Raw genomic sequence first — 23,573 nt, 5'->3', positions numbered from 1 at the left:
TTTATTATAAAAATAAAGACAGGAATTCTATTATTAGTATACTCTTCATACAAATGGGATATTTTAAAAATATAATACAATTTTTAGTAATGTAAGGAGTGTAAGTTATGCCAGATAAAAGTCCTATAATGATACAAAGCGCACGAGGATCTGTATTTTCTGTTTTTAGTGATTATGAATTAAAAGAAATAACAATAGATAGTAAAAGAAAGGTAGCAGTTTCTGGAAAGATAAATAATCCAGGTATTATTGATGTTCCAGAGGGGGCTACTTTGCAAGATATAATAGATTTATGTGGTGGAATATTAAATAAAAGTGAATTTAAAGCAGCTCAATTGGGTATTCCTTTTGGTGGTTTTTTAAGCAAGGAAAGCTTAAATAATGAGTTGGACTTTAATTTATTTGATAAAAATACAACAAGAACAATAATAATTTTATCTGAAGAGGACTGTATAATCCAGTATGCAAGATACTACATAGATTATTTATTAGGAAGAATGCAAGATGGTAGCTATGAAAAATATAAAGCCGTTGAAAATGAAATAAAAAGAATGTGGAGAATCTTAGATAGAATAAGTAAAGGCCGTTCTAATATGAGAGATATTTATCTTTTGAGAACATTAGCATCATCTGTAAAAGAAGAATTAAAGCAAAAACATAATATAATAGAAGAAATAATAGATAATTTTTATCATGAGATAGAAGAGCATATAGATGAAAATAAGTGCTATACATCTCAATGTAATCATCTTATAAAGTTAACTATTACACATAGATGTATAGGATGTGGAGCATGTAAAAGAGCATGTCCGGTTAGTTGTATTCATGGAGAGTTAAGAAGTCAACATTATATAGATTATAATAGATGTACCCACTGTGGTAAATGTATATCTGTTTGTCCTGTAGATGCAATAACAGCAGGGGATAATACATTTAAATTTTTAAGAGACTTATCGACTCCTAATAAATTAGTAATTACTCAAATGGCTCCAGCAGTAAGGGTCACAATAGGAGAAGCTTTTGGATTTGAACCAGGTGATAATGTTGAAAATAAGCTTGCAGCAGGACTTAGAAAATTAGGGGTAGATTATGTTTTTGATACGACATGGGCCGCAGATTTAACCATAATGGAGGAAGCAGCAGAACTTCAAGATAGGCTTGAAAGATATTTTTCAGGAGATAAAAGCGTAAAATTACCTATGCTTACATCTTGTTGTCCAGCATGGGTTAAATTTATTGAACAAAATTATGGAGATATGTTAGATGTTCCGTCATCAGCTAAATCACCTATGCAGATGTTTGCAACTGTTGCTAAGGATATATGGGCAAAAGAACATGGTATGACTAGAGATGATGTCACATCAGTAGCAATTATGCCATGTATTGCAAAAAAATATGAAGCATCAAGACCAGAATTTTCTAGAGGTATGAACTATGATGTTGATTATGTTATAACAACAAGAGAGCTTATTAAAATATTTAGAGACTCTGGAATTGATTTGAAAGAAATAGAACCAGAAGAGATAGATTATATAATGGGAGAATATACAGGTGCAGGTATTATATTTGGTAGAACGGGTGGAGTTATAGAGGCTGCACTTAGAACTGCACTTGAAAATATGACAGGAAAGAGAATTGATAATATTGAATTTCATTCATTAAGAGGATGGGATGGGTTTAGAGCTTGTGAAGTTGAAGTAGGGGATATAAAACTTCGTATTGGAGTTGCTCATGGATTAGAAGAAGCAGGTAAAATGCTTGATAAGATTAGATCAGGAGAAGAATTTTTCCATGCTATAGAAATAATGGCTTGTATTGGAGGATGTATAGGTGGCGGTGGTCAACCTAAAGTAAGAAAAAATAAAGAGGAAGTATTGAGAAAAAGAGGAGATGGTTTAAATAATATAGATAGAGATAAGGATCATAGAGTATCCAAGGAAAATCCAGCTGTACAAGCGATATATGATAAATACTTAGATCATCCAATGAGCAACAAGGCTCATGAATTACTTCATACTAAATATTTTGTAAGACCTAAAAGAGGACATGATCATATAAATGATAATGATATGTAAAATATAAAATTATAACCCAAGGTATTAAATTAAGATTTACTCATACACCTTGGGTTATTTAAATTATAAATTATTGATTTCAACACATGATTTTTTTATAATATCAATAATTTCCTTAGGATGATCGACTACATATTTTGGATTATAGCTTTCTAACTCCTCACGGCTTCTAAATCCCCAAGTAACTCCAATAGTATCCATATTAGCACCGATTCCAGTTTTCATATCAGTATCAGTATCACCTATGTATAAACAATCTTTTGGAGATATATTTAATTTTCTAGTAATAATAATTGCACCTTCAGGGTTAGGTTTTCTTTTTATATTATTTCTTTCACCTGATATATAGTCGAAATACTCACTTCCAAATATAACTTCTACATTTTCAATAGTTCTTTTATGAGGTTTATTAGACAAAACAGTAATTTTTATATTATTATTTTTTAAATAATTTAGTAGATCTTTTATACCATCATAGGCTTTTACTTTATACATACAGTAGATTTTAAAGTATTCCGTATAAGTTAAAAGAGCATCTTTATAGTGTTTTAAATCATAATCTTTACAGTGAATTAAAGATCTTTCAACTAATTTTTTATATCCATCACCAACAAAAATTTTACAGTTTTCTTCACTAATTGGTCCTAAATTATATTTTGATAAAGTTAAGTTTATCGTATGATTAATAGCCTTTATTGAATCTACTAAGGTACCATCTAAATCAAAAATACAGCATTTATACATTTTAATCCACTCCAATCATTAGTATATAAAATAGATTATATAGAGAGTTTAGGATTATTTCAAATTTAATATTTATAATACTAATATATATCTAGTCGTCTATGAGCTATTAGAGGTAACTCACCTCTAACTTTATCAACATAATCAAAATCTAATGAAGAAATGCTATAGCCTTCTTTCTCATTCATATGTACTAAAACTTCTCCAAAAGGAGATACGGCTATAGAATTACCATAAGAAATATAAGTAGCACTATTATCTCTAGCTGAAGCACATCCAATTGTATAAACTTGATTATCTACAGCTCTACATCTAAATAAAAGTTCCCAATGGGCAGGTCCTGTAGTCATATTAAATGCAGCTGGAACAATTATTGCCTTAGCTCCTTTATCCACCATAAGACGAGATAATTCTGGAAATCTAAAATCATAGCAAATGCAAAGTCCTATTTTTCCAAACTTAGTGTCAAATACAGTAACTTCATTTCCTGCATCAAGAGTATCAGATTCTTTAAAATACTGGCCATTTTCTATATCGATATCAAATAAATGTACTTTTCTATGTTTAGCGATTTTAATTCCATTAGGGTCAAATACATAAGAAGTATTAAAAATATTTCCATCATCGTCTTTTTCAGGAACAGAGCCAGCAACTAAGTATATATTATTTTGTTTTGCTATCTCAGATAATAATAAATATGATATCTCACCTTCTTTTTCTGCATATATTGGAAAATTTGATTGATCATACGGGCATAAAAACATTTCTGGAAGAACTGCGATATCAATATCTTCCTTTATAACATTTTTTATAAAATCACTGGCTTTTTCAATATTCTTCATTTTATCTTTTACTACGATCATTTGAATAATTGCTACTTTTAACTTATTCATAGAAACCTCCGCGTTATATGAGAATTTAATATTATAGTAGCATAGTCAAGAAATATTATAGTGTAGAAATATGAAGACAAAATCTAATAAATTAGATTAAATACAAACTAAGAAGGGAATAAAAAAAGTACATACTCAAGAAAATATAAATAACAAATAAACTAGATTAAAAATTTATGAACATAAAATAAGGAGTTGATTGGAATGATAAAAAAAGCAATATATGCAGGTGGCTGTTTTTGGTGTATGGTAAAGCCATTTGATAGATATGAAGGGGTTATAGATGTTGTTTCAGGATATACAGGAGGACATTTAGAGAATCCTACATATGAGCAAGTATGTTCTGGTATTACTGATCATAGAGAAGCTATCTGTATAACTTATGATGATGAAATAATAGGTTACAATGAACTTTTAGATATATATTGGAATGCAATAGATCCTATTGATGAGGGAGGACAATTTAATGATAGGGGAGAGCATTATAAAACTGCTATTTACTATTTTGATGAAGAACAAAGAAAATTAGCTGAGGAATCAAAGAAAAAATTAGAAGAAAGTAAAATTTACAATAAACCTATTGCAACTAGCATTTTACCAGCTAAAGAGTTTTATAAGGCAGAGGAGTATCATCAAGATTATTATAAAAAAAATCCAGAGCATTATGATAGATATTATAAAGGTTCTGGTAGATTTGATTTTGTAAAAAGAAATTGGGCAAGAAAAAACTTGACAAATATTCAATATGAAGTTACTCAAAATAATATGACAGAGCCACCTTTTAAAAATGAATATTATAACAATTTTAAAGATGGTATATATGTAGATATAGTAAGTAATGAAGTGTTATTTTCATCAAAGGATAAATTTGATTCAGGGTGTGGATGGCCAAGTTTTGCAAAAAGTATAAATAAAGAAGCTTTAGTTGGAGTTAGAGACTATTCTCATGGAATGGAAAGAATAGAAGTTAGAAGTAAAGAGGGAAATTCACATTTAGGACATGTTTTTGATGATGGACCTAAAGAGTTGGGTGGAATAAGATTTTGTATAAACTCTGCAGCTTTAAAATTTATTCCTAAAGAAAAAATGGAAGAAATGGGGTATGGTGAATACCTAAAAATATTTAAATAAATGTAAATCACTTCGTTTGGAACCTTAGCATAAAAATATCATAAAATAAAGTAGTGCATCAAATAAAATACAAAACATCAGGGGGCTAAGAATGAATAGGAATAGAAGAGATATAATGCCAGAAGATACATTAAACCTTCCACCAACATACTTTATAGAATTACCACCGTTTTTAGAAGATGGAAAAGAATTGTTAATAGTTCAAATAAAATCTGCTTCAAATAAAAAATTTGTAGAAATAGGTTTTGATGAGTTTTTTTATGCAATAGGAGATACTCCTCTGACTGGGAAGATATTTAGTATTATATTACTAGAAGATAATAATATTTTAATAAGATTACACGGATCTAGATTTTTAAGAATAAATAAAGATGGATATTTAGTAGTCGATATAGATAATCAGGGGCCATCTACATTTAAGGTTGATAGAGTAGAGAATATGCTATATTCATTAAAAGCACCAAATGGAAAGTATATAAGAGTACGATCTGAAGATAGTGTACTTATAGCTGATGAAGACGTTATGAATGAAAGTACAACATTTAAATTTAGATTAATTAAATATTATTAAAATAAAAATTTTAATTACGAAGTAGTAATGATTGTAAAGGTGTATTATTATAAATTACACTTTTACAATCATTTTTTTATATAATAATACAAAATTATCCAAATATATTGACATACAAAGACAAACTAATTTATTATTTTAGTTAATATATGTGATATTGATAAATGGAAATAGTATGTTTAGAGGAGTTGTGTTTTATTGAAGAGGTTTGAAATAAGGGATGATTTTAAAAAAATATTACAGGGAACTATAATAATGTATGGTGCTTGTGATGAAACTGAAGAAGATATGTTCGTAATAAGTTCTGATAAAAGGGTTTTAGTTAAAGATAATCCAAAGTATAAAATTGATAAGAAAAAATATATAGGTAAAGTTGTAGATTATGTTGTAGAACATATTGATAGAGAAAATAATTTAATATTTGGTAAAATTGAATACTCTAAAAATACTATGGCATCGATAAAAAAAGATTTATACCACAACACTTTGGGAACTATAGAAAAAATACTAGATTGGGGAGCATTTATTAATATAAATGGTACTCAAGTAAAAGCATTAAACAAAGATATATTTAAAGATAATACGAGAATATTTGAAGTTTTCAAAGAAGGAGATATGATAGATAATTTAAAATTAAAATATGTTGAAAAAACTGCTTTAGAAGTTGAGTTAAATGTTAAGCTAAATAGTCCTGAAAGAGGAGTAAAAAAAGAAGATTTGAAAAAAGGAAAAGAATTTGAAGGTACGATAAGAACCATTATGCCTACAGCTTGTTTTGTTTATATATTGAATGATAGAGATGTAATATGTTCAATACCAGATCAACTAGAAGAAGATATACAAATAGGAAGTAAGGTTATAGTAAGGCTTACAACTGTTTCTAAATTAGTTGAAGATAACAATAAGTTAAGAGGTAAGGTAGTTAAAATTATTGAAGGGTAAAGGGAGAATAGATGAAGTACTTTAATTTAGATACTGATAGAAGATATAAAATATCTGAGGGGTATTATCAAGAAATTTTAGATTTAGATATAAGTTATGACTACAATCTTCTTTTAGAAGAAGAATTAATAAATAAAGATTGTAAGTGGATTATTGAATTATGTAAGTTCATATATGGATTTAAATTTGCAACATTGAATCAAATAAAACAATACATGGATTTATCAGGAAATGAATTTGAAGAATCAGATATAAATTTTTTAATAGAAAAGAATATTTTAAAAAGGTGTGTTTTAAAGAGTGAGAATTCTATTGAAGACGATAGTATAAAAGAAGAGAATATATTATATTGCTCTAGTAGAAATTTAGTTGAAATACTAAGAAATTATTCAGCTATTGATAGTCGAAAATGGATGGTAAGAGATATTGCCAAAAGTCCTGAGCGAATATTAAAAAATATACTGTCTTTAGATTTTTATATTAATTTAGTGCAATCTTATGGTTTTGAAAACGTTATTAACGTTACTTTGAATCCGTGTCAAAGATATATGGTTCTAGAAAGTGTGAATATAGAATTAGAATTTACTATAAAATATGGTGATAGAAAAGAATGCTTTATTGTAGATATTGTAAGAGAAAGTGATTTAAAAACAAGTTTTTTAAAGAAGATATTAAAGTTTGAAAGGTACTTATCAAATGATGCTTGTAAAAGAAGTTCTCATGGATTAGACAAAAAACCAAAATTAATATTTATCTGCGAAGATAGAGAAATGTTAGAAGTAGTAGCAAGAAGACTTAGAATATCGTCACTTCATATAAATACAACAGTCTTATATACATATGATGAAGTACTAAGTATGCAATTCTTAAACGGAAAAGCTGCATTTAAAGGAAATTCTTATAATAGTAAAGAGCTTTATAATATAAGTCTTATGGATAGTTTTATACAAGAAAGCATAGGTGAGTTAAATGCATAGTAATTATAGTTTAAAAATATCATGTGGTCATATTTCAACGAGTTATAATGAAATAGCTAAGTGCGTAATAAATGGATTTAATGATAGTGTAAATGGTCGTTTGGAAATATCTATTATGGATATAAGATTATGTGAATTTTTACATAAATTTAAAATGGCAACTTTAGAACAAATTCATAGATATTTTTCTATTATAGGACTAAATAAAAATTGGTCAAGTCGGTTAGAAAAATTGAATAAATCGTATAATTTAATTAATGAGATTACTTTATATAATGAAAAGTACGGAGAAGTAGTTTGTTATGTATTGGATATTGGAGGTATGTATTTATTAAATAATTATTCAAATGAAGATATAAATCCTAGAGTTGATGATTTAACTAGCCAAAGGAAAACTTATGATAGCATGTTTCAGATACATCCTCATAGTGTAGTAAAGTCATTAATCTGTACAGAGATATACTTAAGAGAATTATCAAAGTCAAATATAATAGGTATAGAAAATAGATTTAGAATTAGAGAATATTTAGAATTTAATAATGAAGAGATAGAACTAGGAAATTCAGTATTTTTAAATTTAAAAATAGATATGATGCTTAATTTAGATAATGAAATAAATTGTGCATATCTTATAAAAGTTATTATTGAAGATGAAATAGATAAAATATGTATATATATAGAGAGATTTAGTAAATTTATACAAAATAGGGCTTATATAGATAAATATTGTTCATTGGATGTTGAAGAAGTAAAGTTAAATTTAGTATTTATAAATTATGACTATATGAAAATGGTAGAAGGTGAGCTTAAACATAGGGATTTAAATTTATCTAATGTAGTTATTACTAATAAAAACTTAGCAATTGAAGAAGGAATTATTATAGAAGAAATAGCAATCTAGAATAATAAATGGGAGAGAAGATGTTTGAAAATATAAAGAGCGCAAGGGTTAAAGAAATTATTTATAATGATAAGAATGATATTGATTATATTGTATTAAATAATGAAAAAAATAAATTGGAATATAAAATTGAAAAATATAAAATACCTTATATCATTCAATATGACTTATTTATAGGAAAAAGTATTAATTATGTTGAATTAAAAGAGGGGGAAATTTCTTTAAAGGAAGTTAGTGATATAAAAAGAAAAATAGTCATAGAAAAATTAAAAAGTAATGAAATAAATAAAGCAAAGATAACTAAGATAATAAATAGAGGTGCATATTTATCTATATACGGAGTAAATGGATTAATTACAAACTGTGATTTTTCTTGTGATTATAGCTCAATTAGTGATGTTTATAAAGAAGGAGATATAATTTATGGTATAGAGTTTAGAAAAATAAGCATGGATGGTAGAATATGTGTAAAAAAGAAAGAAAAATATGAGAGTAAATATCCGATAAATTATAAAGATTTGAAAAAAGGAAATTTAGTTGTTGGAATTGTAAAAGAAGTTGTAAATGGTAGTTGTTTTGTAGGAGTAATAAACGGTATGGATATGCTTTGTAATGCAAGATATATAGGAGAAAATGAGGCTGAAGGAAGTAAAGTTGTGTGTAAGATAAAAAAAGTTGATCTTGAAAAAGGTATACTTAGAGGGGCTATAGTTGATTTAGTGTAAAAATATATGTTACACTCCTTATGATATAATATAATTATAAATGAATGTATTAAATTAAGGAGACATATTATGAGGTTATTAACAACTAAGGAAACTAAAAATATACTACTATCAGGAATTCTTTCACTTTCACTTTTATTAAGTGGATGTAGCAGTGATTTTGAAAATTTAACTCAAGTATCTCAACAAGTATCAAATATGCAAGATACTGCAACAGAAAATAGTAGTTTGAAATCAAAAGTACTTTCTTATGATGAGATTAAAAAAGCTTTAAAAAATGGAAATGTACCTGAATATGTACTAAAAGCTACTGTAGATAGAGTTATTGATGGTGATACTGTAAAGTTAAAATTTGAAGACGGAACTAATGAAAGTTTACGTATACTATTAATAGATACCCCAGAAGATACTAAGGAAAAACAATACTTAGGAGATGTTGCTACTAGTTTTGCTAAAAATAATATTAAAAGAGGTAATGTTGTTTATGTAGAAACAGATGGATCGAAAACAGATAAATATGGTCGTTATTTAGGATACTTATGGTATGATTCAACAGGAAATAAAGATTATAAAATGTATAATGAAGAAGTTGTTAGAGAAGGCTTAGCTAGAGTAGGATATATATATGATGCAGTTAGACACTTAGATAAAATGAAAGAAGCACAATATGAGGCTCAAAAAAGTGAAAAGAATATATGGTCAATATATGGATATGTAACAGATAAAGGATTTAATCAAAGCTTAGCACCCACTGTAGAAAATGATATAAATACTAATTCTATATCGGTGTATGCAAATACTTCTTCAAAAAAATATCACTCTACTCCAGAAGCTCATGGAATGAAAAATTCTACTAAAATGACTGAATCAGAAGCAAAAGAATCTGGATACTCAGCATGCAAAACTTGTTATAGCTAAAGTTATATAGGGCAGATTTAAGACTGAACTATAAAATACCGATAATATATTGAATAAATACTTAATATATTAGGAAACTGACAGTTGAGTCTTAAAAATATTAAGTAAATATATATATAATTATATATAAAGGCGTATTTTAAATTTATTTTAAGATACGCCTTTATATTTTAACTGTAAAAAGTCTTAAGTTAATTGATAATATAACTTTAAAATAAATATAGAATTGAATATTTTAACAGTATTAATAACATATAACAACATAAAATAATTTTATACTAAATTAAGATTAGGAGCTAAAATTATGATTTGTAAAAGGAAATTTAGTATTTTATTATTAGCTATAATTATTTTAATTTCATTTTTTTATATAAACTCTTATAGTCAAGAAAGCAAGAAAAATGTTTTAATTTTATGTTCGTATAATTCTGAAAATAAATGGGAGCATTCTATAGTTGAGGAAGTTAAAAGAAATTTAAAAAATATTAATGTAAAAGTAGATTTTTTAGATAGCACTTCTTCTGATTCAGATATTTATAACGAGAGTTTTATGAAATTATTAAATATAAAGTATAAGAATGAAGACATAGATTGCATATTGACTATTGACGATGAAGCATTGAATTTTGCTAGACATAATTTATTTAATAAAGACTTTTTTATGTATAAAAAGCCTATAGTATTTGTAGGGGTTAATGGCTATATTTCTTTAAGTTCAGAAGAAGAGAACTATATTACGGGAATACTTGAGTATCAAGATAATTTATTTTTTCTAGATACAATACTTAATTTAAATAGTGACGTTAAAAATATATGTTTACTTTTAAACAATAGTATCTATAGTAATATGATAAAGAAAAATATAAGTCATCTAACAAAGTTTACATCAAGACCATTTAGTATGTGTACAATAGAGAGTGATACCTTTGAAGATATAAAAGATAAAATAAATAAATTAGATGATTCTTACGCTATTATAGTATGTGTAACATATAAAGACTTCGCCGATGGAGAGTTTATGAATGAGACAAATATTATAGAAGAAATCAAAAAAGTTACTGATGTACCTATATATAGTAAATTGAAGACTTATGTAGAAGCAGGTGCCATTGGAGGGATAGTTAATGATGAGAGTAAGTTAGGAAAAATAGCAGCGGTATTTTTAGAAGAAACAATAAATGGTGAGCATAAAGAAATGGTTACTCCAACATATAGTACTTTTAATACAGCCATATTTAATTTTCAATCATTAAGAGAATATAATATAGACCCTTTATTATTACCTAAGAATAGTGTGATTATAAATAAGGGCACATTTGATTTATTAGTACCTAGGTATTTAGAGATAATTATTTGGGTTAGTATACTACTAGTTATATTAGGAATTACTACTTTGATTTATATGTATTCTTCTAATAAGAAAAACTCATTAAAAGATAAATTGTTATTAAGAAAATCAATAGAAAAAGATGAAATAAAAACTGATTTTATAATTACTATGTCACATGAATTAAGAACACCATTAAATATTATAATAAATGCAAATAAGTTACTAAACTTAAAAGTATATAATGATAAGTATGAGAAAGAATTTTTTCAAAAACAGATTAATTTAATTAATAAAAATTCTAATAGATTACTTAGATTAATAAATAATTTAATAGATGTTAGTAAAATAGAGGTTGGTTATGTTGATGCTACTTTTAAAAATGAAAATATTGTTGATGTAGTTGAAGATGTTACAATGTCTGTTATAGATTTAGCGAACTCTTATAATATAGAAATAATATTTGATACAGAAGAAGAGGAGATAATAACAGCAATTGATAGAAGTAAAATTGAAAGGATAATGCTTAATCTTTTATCTAATTCAATTAAATTTACTAATGATGGGGGACATATATATGTAAATTTAAAAAAAGCAGGAAAGGATATTATCATTGAAGTTAAAGATGATGGTATCGGAATGTCAAATGATACTAAAGATCATTTGTTTGAAAAATTTAAAAAAGCAAAACGATATCCTTCTTTAGAAAGAGAACATGAAGGTAGTGGCTTGGGGCTATTTATAGTTAAAGGCCTAGTTGGCATACATAATGGAAGCATTAATGTCGAAAGTGAAATTAATAAAGGAACGAAATTTATAATAAAAATACCACAAGGTTTTGTAGATAAGGAAAATTCAAATCAAAATCTTATGAATGTACCATTAGATTATACTAGCAAGATAGAGCTTTCAGATATATACAATAAAGATGAGTAATTCAGTAAGTTATATGTATAGCCAATAATACTTAGGAAGATTTTTAAATAATGAAAAGTTATTTAACATAATTGATTTCAATATTGGGTATGTAAAGTAAAAATATAATACTAAATAAATTGTGAAAGACATGCCAAAATGTTTAATTAAGGCATGTCTTTTTAATGTTATATACTATTTATAATAATATTATACACTAAATGTAAGTAAATGAATAAAAAGTGTTGCAAATATAAGAGGAATATGAAATAATATAAATGAAGATAAACATAAAATAACATAAATTAACTTACATAAACATAAAATGAAATATATTTTAAAGAAGGTGTAGTGATGTTTCAATTAGATAGACATAAACAAATTTATGAATATATACTAAAAAACAAAAATGCAACAGTTAATGAGTTAGCTGAAATATTTGATGTAGCTACAATGACCATAAGAAGAGATTTAGATAAAATGGAAAGAGATAGACTGTTGACTAGAGTCTTTGGTGGAGCTGTTATTGGTTCTAATATGGTTAAGGAAGAAGGTTATGAAGATAAAGAAAAAAGCAATATAGATGAAAAAGTAAAAATAGCAAAAGAAGCAGCTAAGTTAGTTTCAGATAATTCAATTATTATATTAGATGCAGGAACTACTTGTATGGAGATAGCGAAAGAATTAGTTGAAAGAAAAAATTTAAAAATTATTACGACTGATATTTTAATAGCTGCATACCTTATGAAATATGAAAATATAGAAGTATACTGCACAGGAGGAAGAATTCAAAGTAATATAGGTAGCTGTATAGATAGTCATGCAATGGAATTTTTAAATAACATAAATGCAGATATATGCTTTGTGGGTGCAAGTGCTATAAATGAAGATTTGGATTTATTTACTTTTTTATCAGATAAGTCTAAAGTAAAGAAGGCTATGATGAATTCATCTCAGCATAGAGTTTTGGTAACCGATAACTCAAAGTTTAATAAAAGAAGCTTTGCCAAAATATGTAGCTTGAAAGATTTCGAAATAGTTATAACAAATGAAGGGTTAGATGAAGATATTAAATATGAAATTGCTAATAAAGGTGTAAATATAAAAATAATTTAACTTAGGGGGCACAAATGAAACTATATGTAATAGCTGATGATCTTACAGGTGCAAATGCAACAAGTGTTTTGTTAGCAAAAGAAGGTTTTAAATGTTCAACATTTATAGATTCAAAGTTACTTAATGGAGATAATATGTCTAAGTATGATATAGTAGCAATAAGTACAGATAGCAGGGGAATAACTAAAGAAGATGCTTATAAAAAAGTAATGGAAGAAGTTAATAGAGTTAAGAACCTAAATCCCATTTATGCAAAAAGAATAGATAGTACTTTAAGGGGGAATATAGGTAGCGAGATTGATGCAATTTTAGACAATGATGAAGACTCAATTGCTATTGTAGTTGCATCTTATCCAGATTCAGGGAGAATATCTATTGGTGGATTCTTACTTGTCAATTCAGTGCCTCTTCAAAAAACATTAGTTGCAAGAGATCCAAAATGTCCTGTAAGGAACTCAAATGTTAATGAAATAATTGAGAGTCAAACTAAGTATAGGGTTGGGAAGATTGAAATTAATGATGTATTAAGAGGAGAGGATTTTTTAAGTAGAAAAATAAATCTTCTTGTAGATGAAGGTAATAGAATAATAGTTATAGATGCAGTAACTAATGATGATATTGATATTATTGCTCAAGCTTCTAATATGACTAACTTAAATATTATTCCTGTAGACCCAGGACCATTTACTAAAAGTTTTATGAATGAAAAGTATGGTGCTTCAGTAGTAGAACAAGGGAAGAAGGTATTTTTTGCTATAGGAAGTGTATCTAAAACCACTATTGGCCAAATAGAATATTTAGTAGCAAATAAAGGACCAGCATTAATAAAAGTAGATTCATTAAAACTTATCAATGATGAAGAAATTGATTATGAAATAGAAAGAGTAACGAATATTATAAGTGAAAAATTAATTGAAGATAAATCAAATGTAATAGGAATTTCAACAACTACTAGAGAAGATGAAGTGCTTGATCTAAAGGAGTTATCTAAAGGTTTAAATTTAGATGAAGAAGCAATTTCAGTAAAAATAAATATAGGTCTGGCTAAGATAACAGAAAAAGCACTAGAAATATCTAAGTCATCAATAGGAGCATTGTACACAAGTGGTGGAGATGTAACTATGGAGGTCATGAAAAAGTTAGGAGTAAAAGGGATTGATATAAAAGATGAGGTAATTCCTCTTGCTGTGTATGGTAGGTTTATTGGTGGTAAATACCCTAACATGCCAGCAATTACAAAAGGTGGTCTTATTGGAGATCAGAAAACCTTATCTTTATGCATAGACTATCTTTTAACGAAAGTATCTACACAGTATTATGTAAAGTAAATATATAAAATAAACAAATTTATAGATTAAATACGGAGGAGTTAATATGAGTAAAGAATTTATAGGAGTACCTTTAGGAGATCCAGCAGGAATTGGACCAGAAATAGTAGTAAAATCAATAGCAAGAAAAGAAACTAATGAATATGCAAATGTAGTTGTATTTGGAGAAAAGAATATATTAGAAAAAGCTATAGAAGTTTGTAACGTAGATATGAAAATAAACCTTATAGAAGATCCAAAAGATGGTATATATAATAATGAAACTATTAACCTTATAAATTTAGATAATATAGATATGGATAAGTTTGAGCCAGGAAAAGTAAGTGGAATGTGTGGAAAAGCTGCTTTTGAATACTTAGCAAAATCAATAGATTATGCAATGAATAAGAGGGTTGCAGCTATAGCAACTACACCATTAAATAAAGAATCATTTAAGGCTGGAGATGTAGAATACATAGGTCATACAGAAGTATTAGAAGATTTAACTAAAACATATAACCCATTAACTATGTTCCAAGTTAGAAACTTAAGAGTATTCTTCTTAAGTAGACACGTATCATTAAGAAAAGCATGTGATTTAGTAACAGAAGAAAATATGTATGAATTTATAATAAGATCTAAAGAAGCTTTAAGAGCTTTAGGGATAGAAAATCCAAGAATAGCAGTTGCAGGACTTAATCCTCATTGTGGAGAGCATGGATTATTTGGAGATGAAGAAAGAGAAATAGAGCCAGCTATAGAAAGGGCACAAAAAGAAGGTATAGATGTAGTTGGTCCAATAGGAGCTGATTCAGTATTCTTCTTTGGATTAGAAGGAAAGTTTGATGCAGTGCTTTCTTTATACCATGACCAAGGACATATAGCTACTAAAACAGTAGATTTTCATAGAACTATATCTTTAACAAATAATATGCCGTTCTTAAGAACATCAGTGGACCATGGAACAGCATTCGATATAGCATGGAAGAATATAGCTAATGAAATAAGTTTAGTAGAAGCGATAAGATTAGCAGGAGAATATGCTCCTAAATTTAATAAAAGATAGAATAAGTTAGTTTATAAAATTTGAGGGAGAATTTATTATGAATGAAACAGTTGGAGCAGGACCACAGATTCTATTAGGATTAGGGTTAGGAATATCAATATTAATATTTCTAATGTTAAAAACTAAAATACATCCATTTTTAGGTATGGTAATATCAGCATCAATTACAGGGCTTGTAGGTGGGATGCCAGCAAGTAATGTAGTAAATAGTATAACAACTGGTTTTGGGAATACACTAGGTAGCATAGGTATAATAATCGGTTTTGGCGTAATGATGGGGGAAATATTTGAAGTATCGGGTGCGGCAAAAAAAATGGCACAAATATTTGTTAAAAAACTAGGCAAAGGAAAAGAAGAATTAGCTTTAGCTATAACAGGATTCTTAGTATCAATACCAATATTTTGTGATTCGGGATTTGTAATTTTATCACCACTTGCAAAATCAATTTCTAGAAATACAAAGAAATCAGTAATATCTTTAGGACTAGCATTAGCCCTAGGTCTTGTTATAACTCACTCTTTAGTTCCGCCTACTCCAGGTCCAGTAGGGGTTGCTGGAATATATGGAGCAAATGTAGGTACTGTACTTTTACTGGGGATAGTTTGTGCAATACCAATGACATTAGTAGGACTTGCTTATGCTAGATATCTAGGTGATAGGATGTACAGAATACCTTCTGAAGATGGAGAAACATACTTAACAAAAGATGATTTGAAGTCTATGCCTAAAGATGAAATAGCATATACTTTAGTTGGAGAAGATGAAGTTTTACCATCAGCTTTTATGGCATTTATGCCAATTATGGTACCTATAATATTAATTCTTATAAAAACTGTAAGTACTCAAATTGGATATGAAGGTGTATTAATAGAGTTCATTAATTTCTTAGGAGCACCAGTAATAGCTGTTGGAATAGGTCTTATAATTGCTATATATGGATTAGGTAAGGAGCAGAATAAGAAAGAAATAACTACTACAATGGAAAAAGGTATAAAATCTGCAGGTGTTATAATGTTAGTAACAGGTGCAGGTGGAGCTTTAGGTATGATAATAAGAGATAGTGGAGCGGGAGACTATATAGCAGGACTTATTGCAAGTACACCACTTCCAGCAGTAGTAATACCTTTTGCAATTGCATCGATAGTAAGACTTATTCAAGGTAGTGGAACTGTTGCGATGACAACAGCAGCATCTGTAACAGCACCTATGATGGCGACACTTGGGCTTAGCCCAGAGCTTGCAGTTTTATCAGCATGTATAGGTTCATTAGTATTTTCTCACTTTAATGATTCGTATTTTTGGGTTGTAAATAGAACTTTAGGGGTTACTGAGGTAAAAGAGCAAATAAGAGTTTACTCTATAGCTAGTACAATAGTATGGGCTGTAGGATTTATTGAACTTTTAATATTAAATATAATCTTATAAAGAAAAAGTCATAGCATTTGTTATGGCTTTTTGTCTTATTATAGATATGTTTTATAGTTGTAAGTTAATAAGATTTTAATTGTGATATAATCAGTTTATAAAATATATAAAGAGGTGAAACATGAATAAAACTATTGGAATATTAGCTCATGTAGACGCTGGAAAAACTACTTTTTGTGAGCAAATACTCTACTATACAAAATCAATTAGAAAATTAGGAAGAGTAGATCATAAAAATACATTTTTAGACAGTCATAGTATAGAGAAATCTAGAGGGATAACAATATTTTCTAATCAAGGAAATTTTACATATAAAGGTTCAAAGTACTATTTAATAGATACTCCAGGACATATGGATTTTTCTCCAGAGATGGAACGAGCTATAAAGATAATGGATTATGCTATTGTAATAGTAAGTGGGGTAGAAAGTGTACAATCACATACTAAAACAGTATTTAGATTATTAAATGAATATAAAATTCCTACTTTTATATTTATAAATAAAATGGACAGAATTGGTACAGATAAAGATAAGATTATTGAAGATTTAAAATCCAAGTTAAGTGAAAATATTATAGATATTAGCAATTCATTTAATGAAAAATATGATTATGATTTAGATAATAATCTCATAGAATTTATTGCTGAAAGAGATGCGAACCTATGTGAAAGATATTTAGATGAAAGATATGAAAAAGAACTATGGATATATAGTATTAAAGAGATGATAAAGGATGGTGAAATATATCCATGCTCTTTTGGGTCAGCTTTAAATAATATTGGAATAGAGGAATTATTAGATAAAGTACACATGCTTACTTATACTAATTATGATAAAAATAGTGAATTTATAGGTAAAGTGTATAAAGTTATTAATGAAAAAAATAAAAAACGAATTACATATATAAAAGCTTTAAGAGGTAATTTATCTGTAAAAGATGAGATTAAATATAGAAGTTTAATGGATGTGAATCATGATGGTCATGAATATGCTTATGATAAAATTAATCAAATAAGAATTTATAATGGAGAAAAGTTTACTACTGAGAATACGGTAAGTGCGGGTCAACTATTTGCTGTAACAGGCATCAATAATGCAGTAAGTGGAAACTATGTATTTAGTAATACCATAAAAGAATGTGATATTGAACATATTACAGATGAGATTAATGTTGAAATTAATGCAAATATGAAATCAAAAGTAATATTTGATAAATCTTTAAATATTAATGAAATCTACAGTTATTTTAAAATTTTAGATAGCGAAGAACCTTCGCTATGTGTAAGTTATAATGAAAAATTAAAAGAAATAAGCGTACATGTTATGGGTAAGATTCAGTTAGAAATTTTAAAAGAGGTTGTAAAAAGTAGGTTTAATTTAGATATAGAGTTTGGACCTTGTGAAATACTATACAAAGAAACTATAAGTAAAGCTACAAAGGGATGTGGACATTTTGAGCCATTGGGACATTATGCTGAAGTTTATTTAAAAATAGAGCCAACAAAAAGAAATAGTGGGATAAGTTTTGACAGCGTAGCATTAGTAGATGACTTAAGTATAGGTAATCAAAATTTAGTTAAAACTCATATATTTGAAAGAGAGCATAGAGGAATACTAGGAGGATATCCTATTACAGATATAAAAATAACATTATTAGATGGAAGAGCTCATAATAAACATACGAGTGGTGGAGACTTTAGAGAAGCTACATTTAGAGCTTTAAGGCAAGGTATTGAAAAAGTTGAAAATATATTACTAGAACCATATTATAAATTTAAAATAGAAATAAATATAGATTATATCGGACGAGTTCTATCTGATATACAAAAAATGAGTGGAGAATTTGAGGAACCTCAAGTTTTTGAGGATAGAGTAATTATAAATGGAAGAGGTCCAGTAAGTACATTTATGAATTACTCTATGGAGATAATGTTATTTAGTAAGGGGAGTGGAAGTATTTCTTATATAAATGATGGATATGATGTTTGCCATAACACTGAAGTAGTTTTAGAAAAAATAAATTACAATAAAAATGCAGATATGGACTATACTTCAAGCTCTATTTTTTGCTCCAAGGGTCAAGCCTATAGTGTAGATGCAGATAAAGTAGAAGAATATATGCATTGCTTATAAGAGGATTAAAATAAGAATCTTAAATAATAAAAACAAAGTATTTACCATCATAAATTATCAAATAAAGAAGGAGAAAAGTTTAAAAGTGTAGAAGTTTATTAAGAGAAATGAACATAATTATATTATTTTTAGGAAAATAGTAATAATTCACTGTAATAAACAGGATTATTAGAAAAAATATAGTATAATTATAAATAAAGGTAAATACTTACTACATGAGATGTCTCATAGTAAATAATGTATAATACTTTATCAGTAGATAATACGATGTATATTTATAAAGGGACATTCTCATATGTTTTTATGAAGGGGAATTTTAGAATGAATGATTTAATTGATATAATTGATGAATATATTCTAATTAGTGATATCAAGGGATCAATCTTAAAATGTAATAGCAAATTACTATCAAGGTTAGAGTATAATGAAGATGAAATAAATAAATTGGCAATAATAGATTTAATTGGCTATGAAAAGAAAGTAATCGAAAAATGGGTAAATTTTAAAGATAACAAAGAAAGAGAAGCTAATAATATAAATTTAAAATTATATCCGAAAATCTCAAATCCTATATCAGTAAATGGCAAAATCATAATAGATAATTATGAAGACAAAGAATGCATTATAATCATATCAAAAGACATATCAAAAATTACAGAAGAAAAAATCGACGTAGAAGAAAAGATAAAGTTTATGGAGAATAAAATTAAAGAATTAAATGAGAATTTATCTATGGAGAGTATGAGAAATGAATTTTTTGCTAACCTATCTCATGAATTTAAAACTCCATTAAATATAATTTTAGGAACTATGCAACTTATTAATAAAAATATAGAAAACGATAATATAACTTATAATGAAAATTTTAATTTAAGAAAATATAATAATGTTATAAAGCAAAATTCATATAGGCTTTTAAAACTACTAAATAATTTAATAGATATAACAAGGATAGATGCAGGTTACTACAATATAAAAATGTCCAACTATAATATTGTAGAAATTATTGAAGATATAACTATGTCTATTACCCAATATGCGCAGCAAAGAGGAATAAAGCTTATATTTGATACTGAAGAAGAGGATATTATTATTGGTTGTGATCCAGAAAAGATAGAAAGAATTATACTTAATCTACTGTCTAATGCAATTAAGTACACTGATCCAGGCGGAGAAATTAAGGTATCTATAACTAGCAGTGAAGAAAAAGTTTTTGTATCTGTAAAAGATAATGGAGTAGGTATTTCTGTAAAAGATAATGGAGTAGGTATTTCTGAAAGGAGTATTAGTAAAATATTTGAAAGGTTCGCTCAAGATAGTACTAGTTTTAGTAGAAGATGTGAAGGTAGTGGTATTGGTTTATCATTAGTAAAATCTTTAGTAGAGATGCATGGAGGTAATATAACAGTAGAAAGTAAAGTAAATAAAGGTTCTGAATTTAAATTTGAACTTTTAAATATGAAGGTAGTAGATGATGATAATATAAGTAATATAGGAGAAATGTCTTGTTCTAAAATTGAAAAATGTGATATAGAATTCTCAGATATTTACTCTAGTTAAAGTTATTACCAAACAAGGAAATTTAATAAATCTAAATAATATAAAATACCATAAGTAAATAGTAATATCTACCTATGGTATTTTTATATAACTAAATTTAAATATAAAATATGCATATATAAATTTTCCATATACATAGATATAAATAAATAAATAAAAAAGAGGTGTTTTATGTGAAAAATGATATGCTTGATAAAATTGGTATTAGAGAAGATATAATAAACTTTATAAATATAATTAAAAATTTTGATAATCAATATAATAATATTAAGCATGAAGAAGTAGATTACATGGAATACGAAGCAATAGATTATGAAGGTGGATTTCTAGAAAATATAGATTTAAAAGAGGAGTATGAAATTTCGGAACTTAATGGAAATAACTATACAAAAGAGATACCTGATACTTGGTTAGAAGAGATTGAATTTTTCTCAGAAAAATTAAATATTATAAGCACGGAGAACTTAATATTAATAAGTAAAATTATAAATTTAGGAAAAGATTTAATGAAAAATGAAGATGAAGATGATAAGGTAATATTTATTAAAAATAAATACTTAACTAGAAGCTTAATTGAAATGCAAGGATTTTATGAAGATAGAGATGAAATTATAGAAGATTTATTCTCTAAAAAAGGAGAAAAGCTAATAAAATGGGTAGAATTAGGTGTTAAAAAGTTAGAATTTTAGCATAGTACTACATTAGTAGAAAGTAGTTTTAAGAGAGCCTAGTTTAAAGGCTCTCCTTTTTTAACGCTATTTTCATACACACAGATAGCATCTACATTATCATCATAAAACTCGCAATCCTTGCCATTAGATCCAAATCCACTGCATTTTTTTGACAAATATCTTTGACTTTACATTCAAAACAACATTTAATATAAATATTTAAGAATTTACATGGCATATTTTAACCTCCTTTACTTTAAAATATATTTAGCTGCTTAGAGTTTATATTTTTTATGATTTAAAAAATAGTTATATTCCATATAGTAATAACTTTATATATTATATATAATCGACTTTTTATAACATAAGAAATATGAACGACTTATTATAATTATTTCTATTTTAAACTGTTTAATACATATTTAATAAGGTAATATAAAATTAAGTATATATAAACAATTAATATAAAGAGGTGCAATGACTTGGATAATAACGATATAGTTATAATAAATGCAAAAGTATACACAATAGATAAGGAAGATTCTATTAAAGAATCAATTGCTATAAAGAATAAGAAGATTATATATGTAGGGAATAATAAAGATATTAATAAATATATAAAAAAAGATACTAAAGTCATAGATGCTAAAGGAAATATTATATTACCAGGTATGGTAGATAGTCATATACATCCTCCAGGAACTGCACTGACAGAACTTTATGAAGTGTCCTTATATGGATTAAATTCAATAGATGAGTACAAAGAAGCTATAAGAATTTTTATTGATAAAAATCCTGATGTGAAAGTTGTATATGGTGGGGGGTGGTCTTTAGGGATTTTTGAAGGCAAAGAGCTTGGGAAAGGACCCAAAAAAGAGCATTTAGATGATATTTCAATAGACATACCTATAGTTCTTAGAGCATATGATGGACACACTATGTGGCTAAATTCTAAAGCGTTTAAAGAATTCAATATAAATATTGATACCCAATGCCCTAATGGTGGGAAAATAGAAATAAATGAAGAAACCAATGAGTTATGGGGTACATTAAAAGAATCAGCAATCCATATTATAGAAGAACATAATTATTCTGAAGAAGAGTATATGAAAGCTTTTGAACTATTTCAAAGAAAGATGCATGAGTTTGGAATAACAAGTATACTATCTATGTCAGGGATGAAATTTGGAATGAGCCCTAATGCATATAAAAGACTATTTGAAGAAGGTAAATTAAAGATGAGAATATCTAATAGCATAATAATATTCTCAGATGAAGACATAAAGTCTCAGATAGATGAAATAAAAAATATAAGAGAGAAGTATGATTTAGATTTATTTAAAACAACAACTATAAAATTGTTAGCAGATGGTGTTATAGAAGGATCTACAGCCTATTTACTTGAACCTTATAAAGTTGAAGCGGGAATGGGAACTGACTATTATGGAGAGTTTTTATGGAAGGAAGAAATCTTAGAAAATACGATAAAATATTGTAATGAAAATAATTTTTCTATTCATGTGCACTCTGTCGGTGATGGTTCTACTAAAAAGGTTTTAGATGCAGTTGAAAAAAATTATAAATTACAAGAAAAAAAGGATTTTAGAAATACTATTACCCATTTACAACTAGTAAATAATAATGATATAAGAAGATTTAAAGAACTAAGTATTATAGCAGCAGTTCAGCCATATTGGCACATCAAAGGACCTAAGTGGTGGGATGAAGTTGATTATAAGCTATTAGGAGATAGAGCAAAATATGAATATCCCCTTAATTCATTTATCAAAGAAGGAGTGATTATAACTTCTTCATCAGATCATTCTGTTACACCAGAGCCTAATCCATTTTATGCAATAGAAGCTGGAGTAACTAGAAATCTGTACAATTCAAAATATTTTGGAGTAGAAGATATTAATAATATAGATGATGAAAGGTATCTTTTAAATAAAGATGAGAGAATAAGTGTTATGGATATGGTGAAAAGCTTTACTATTAATGGAGCCTATGCTATTTTTAGAGAAAATGAAATAGGTAGTATTGAAGTAGGTAAGTATGCGGATTTTATAGTTGTAGATAGGGATATATTTAATATAGATCCAATTGATATAGAAAAAACTAAGGTATTAATAACTTTTTTTAATGGTGAAATTGTATATGAATCAAATAATTAA

Annotated in this window: 20 protein-coding genes; 17 read left to right on the top strand and 3 right to left on the bottom strand. The window is 27.0% G+C overall.

Annotated elements, in window-relative coordinates; genetic code table 11:
• The first annotated feature begins 107 nt into the window (after positions 1-107).
• The gene (locus tag H8923_RS01565; protein ID WP_153971359.1) at positions 108-2,075 is read left to right on the top strand and encodes a [FeFe] hydrogenase, group A; all 1,968 of its coding nucleotides are present in this window, start codon (positions 108-110) and stop codon (positions 2,073-2,075) included.
• A gap of 63 nt (positions 2,076-2,138) precedes the next feature.
• Here H8923_RS01565 and H8923_RS01560 read toward each other — a convergent pair whose 3' ends face one another.
• Both H8923_RS01560 and H8923_RS01555 read right to left on the bottom strand, forming a co-directional pair.
• Positions 2,139-2,819 (bottom strand): HAD family hydrolase, encoded by a 681-nt coding sequence (locus H8923_RS01560; RefSeq protein ID WP_153971360.1) that lies wholly within the window; start codon positions 2,817-2,819, stop codon positions 2,139-2,141.
• Between the two features lie 80 nt (positions 2,820-2,899).
• Entirely contained in the window at positions 2,900-3,712 is an 813-nt protein-coding gene (locus H8923_RS01555) for a carbon-nitrogen hydrolase family protein (RefSeq protein ID WP_153971361.1), read from the bottom strand.
• Between the two features lie 204 nt (positions 3,713-3,916).
• Here H8923_RS01555 and msrA point away from each other — a divergent pair, with 204 nt between their 5' ends.
• The 15 genes from msrA to H8923_RS01480 all read left to right on the top strand — a co-directional run bounded on the left by msrA (position 3,917) and on the right by H8923_RS01480 (position 21,417).
• Entirely contained in the window at positions 3,917-4,843 is a 927-nt protein-coding gene (gene msrA, locus H8923_RS01550) for a peptide-methionine (S)-S-oxide reductase MsrA (RefSeq protein WP_153971362.1), read from the top strand.
• 91 nt (positions 4,844-4,934) lie between these two features.
• Positions 4,935-5,414: a fascin domain-containing protein gene (locus tag H8923_RS01545; RefSeq protein WP_153971363.1), complete on the top strand. Its 480-nt coding sequence runs from the start codon at positions 4,935-4,937 to the stop codon at positions 5,412-5,414.
• A 198-nt stretch (positions 5,415-5,612) separates the two neighbouring features.
• Positions 5,613-6,356, top strand: coding sequence for a hypothetical protein (locus H8923_RS01540; RefSeq protein WP_153971364.1), 744 nt, complete (start codon positions 5,613-5,615; stop codon positions 6,354-6,356).
• Positions 6,357-6,367: 11 nt separating this feature from the next.
• Positions 6,368-7,333 (top strand): hypothetical protein, encoded by a 966-nt coding sequence (locus tag H8923_RS01535; RefSeq protein WP_153971365.1) that lies wholly within the window; start codon positions 6,368-6,370, stop codon positions 7,331-7,333.
• Positions 7,326-8,234, top strand: a complete 909-nt coding sequence (locus H8923_RS01530) for a hypothetical protein (protein WP_153971366.1) — start codon at positions 7,326-7,328, stop codon at positions 8,232-8,234. Before H8923_RS01535 ends, H8923_RS01530 begins: the two co-directional genes overlap by 8 nt.
• Positions 8,235-8,254: 20 nt before the next feature.
• Positions 8,255-8,959: a S1 RNA-binding domain-containing protein gene (locus H8923_RS01525; protein ID WP_187127802.1), complete on the top strand. Its 705-nt coding sequence runs from the start codon at positions 8,255-8,257 to the stop codon at positions 8,957-8,959.
• Positions 8,960-9,028: 69 nt separating this feature from the next.
• The gene (locus H8923_RS01520; protein ID WP_153971368.1) at positions 9,029-9,877 is read left to right on the top strand and encodes a thermonuclease family protein; all 849 of its coding nucleotides are present in this window, start codon (positions 9,029-9,031) and stop codon (positions 9,875-9,877) included.
• A 304-nt stretch (positions 9,878-10,181) separates the two neighbouring features.
• Entirely contained in the window at positions 10,182-12,140 is a 1,959-nt protein-coding gene (locus H8923_RS01515; RefSeq protein ID WP_153971369.1) for a sensor histidine kinase, read from the top strand.
• Between the two features lie 333 nt (positions 12,141-12,473).
• Positions 12,474-13,235 carry a DeoR/GlpR family DNA-binding transcription regulator gene (locus H8923_RS01510; RefSeq protein ID WP_153971370.1) on the top strand — a complete coding sequence of 254 codons (762 nt, stop codon included), beginning with the start codon at positions 12,474-12,476 and terminating at the stop codon, positions 13,233-13,235.
• A gap of 14 nt (positions 13,236-13,249) precedes the next feature.
• Positions 13,250-14,563 (top strand): four-carbon acid sugar kinase family protein, encoded by a 1,314-nt coding sequence (locus H8923_RS01505; RefSeq protein WP_153971371.1) that lies wholly within the window; start codon positions 13,250-13,252, stop codon positions 14,561-14,563.
• A 46-nt stretch (positions 14,564-14,609) separates the two neighbouring features.
• Positions 14,610-15,608, top strand: coding sequence for a 4-hydroxythreonine-4-phosphate dehydrogenase PdxA (pdxA, locus tag H8923_RS01500; protein ID WP_153971372.1), 999 nt, complete (start codon positions 14,610-14,612; stop codon positions 15,606-15,608).
• 37 nt (positions 15,609-15,645) lie between these two features.
• On the top strand, positions 15,646-17,034 hold the full coding sequence (locus H8923_RS01495) for a GntP family permease (protein ID WP_153971373.1): 1,389 nt from the start codon (positions 15,646-15,648) through the stop codon (positions 17,032-17,034).
• 121 nt (positions 17,035-17,155) lie between these two features.
• Positions 17,156-19,168, top strand: coding sequence for an elongation factor G (locus H8923_RS01490; RefSeq protein ID WP_153971374.1), 2,013 nt, complete (start codon positions 17,156-17,158; stop codon positions 19,166-19,168).
• A gap of 321 nt (positions 19,169-19,489) precedes the next feature.
• Positions 19,490-20,728: a sensor histidine kinase gene (locus H8923_RS01485; RefSeq protein ID WP_187127801.1), complete on the top strand. Its 1,239-nt coding sequence runs from the start codon at positions 19,490-19,492 to the stop codon at positions 20,726-20,728.
• A 173-nt stretch (positions 20,729-20,901) separates the two neighbouring features.
• On the top strand, positions 20,902-21,417 hold the full coding sequence (locus H8923_RS01480; RefSeq protein ID WP_153971377.1) for a hypothetical protein: 516 nt from the start codon (positions 20,902-20,904) through the stop codon (positions 21,415-21,417).
• 91 nt (positions 21,418-21,508) lie between these two features.
• Here the strand turns inward: H8923_RS01480 and H8923_RS17445 are convergent, their stop codons facing one another.
• On the bottom strand, positions 21,509-21,637 hold the full coding sequence (locus H8923_RS17445) for a hypothetical protein (RefSeq protein ID WP_263457693.1): 129 nt from the start codon (positions 21,635-21,637) through the stop codon (positions 21,509-21,511).
• 244 nt (positions 21,638-21,881) lie between these two features.
• Between H8923_RS17445 and H8923_RS01475 the strand changes: the two genes are divergently transcribed.
• Complete coding sequence (locus H8923_RS01475) at positions 21,882-23,573, top strand: amidohydrolase (RefSeq protein WP_153971378.1); 1,692 nt, start codon at positions 21,882-21,884, stop codon at positions 23,571-23,573.

Source organism: Romboutsia faecis (assembly GCF_014323405.1).
GTDB lineage: Bacteria > Bacillota > Clostridia > Peptostreptococcales > Peptostreptococcaceae > Romboutsia_E > Romboutsia_E faecis.
Note: the sequence above shows the minus strand (reverse complement) of the source record. Positions and strands in the feature narration are given on the sequence as shown.

Excerpts from the sequence above, each read along its gene's own strand:
- pdxA (WP_153971372.1), top strand. The coding sequence starts at position 14,610 with ATGAGTAAAGAATTTATAGGAGTACCTTTAGGAGATCCAGCAGGAATT.
- H8923_RS01535 (WP_153971365.1), top strand. The coding sequence starts at position 6,368 with ATGAAGTACTTTAATTTAGATACTGATAGAAGATATAAAATATCTGAG.
- H8923_RS01525 (WP_187127802.1), top strand. The coding sequence starts at position 8,255 with ATGTTTGAAAATATAAAGAGCGCAAGGGTTAAAGAAATTATTTATAAT.
- H8923_RS01545 (WP_153971363.1), top strand. The coding sequence starts at position 4,935 with ATGAATAGGAATAGAAGAGATATAATGCCAGAAGATACATTAAACCTT.
- H8923_RS01495 (WP_153971373.1), top strand. The coding sequence starts at position 15,646 with ATGAATGAAACAGTTGGAGCAGGACCACAGATTCTATTAGGATTAGGG.
- H8923_RS01510 (WP_153971370.1), top strand. The coding sequence starts at position 12,474 with ATGTTTCAATTAGATAGACATAAACAAATTTATGAATATATACTAAAA.
- H8923_RS01490 (WP_153971374.1), top strand. The coding sequence starts at position 17,156 with ATGAATAAAACTATTGGAATATTAGCTCATGTAGACGCTGGAAAAACT.
- msrA (WP_153971362.1), top strand. The coding sequence starts at position 3,917 with ATGATAAAAAAAGCAATATATGCAGGTGGCTGTTTTTGGTGTATGGTA.
- H8923_RS01555 (WP_153971361.1), bottom strand. The coding sequence starts at position 3,712 with ATGAATAAGTTAAAAGTAGCAATTATTCAAATGATCGTAGTAAAAGAT.
- H8923_RS01530 (WP_153971366.1), top strand. The coding sequence starts at position 7,326 with ATGCATAGTAATTATAGTTTAAAAATATCATGTGGTCATATTTCAACG.
- H8923_RS01505 (WP_153971371.1), top strand. The coding sequence starts at position 13,250 with ATGAAACTATATGTAATAGCTGATGATCTTACAGGTGCAAATGCAACA.
- H8923_RS01520 (WP_153971368.1), top strand. The coding sequence starts at position 9,029 with ATGAGGTTATTAACAACTAAGGAAACTAAAAATATACTACTATCAGGA.
- H8923_RS01560 (WP_153971360.1), bottom strand. The coding sequence starts at position 2,819 with ATGTATAAATGCTGTATTTTTGATTTAGATGGTACCTTAGTAGATTCA.
- H8923_RS01485 (WP_187127801.1), top strand. The coding sequence starts at position 19,490 with ATGAATGATTTAATTGATATAATTGATGAATATATTCTAATTAGTGAT.
- H8923_RS17445 (WP_263457693.1), bottom strand. The coding sequence starts at position 21,637 with ATGCCATGTAAATTCTTAAATATTTATATTAAATGTTGTTTTGAATGT.
- H8923_RS01565 (WP_153971359.1), top strand. The coding sequence starts at position 108 with ATGCCAGATAAAAGTCCTATAATGATACAAAGCGCACGAGGATCTGTA.
- H8923_RS01515 (WP_153971369.1), top strand. The coding sequence starts at position 10,182 with ATGATTTGTAAAAGGAAATTTAGTATTTTATTATTAGCTATAATTATT.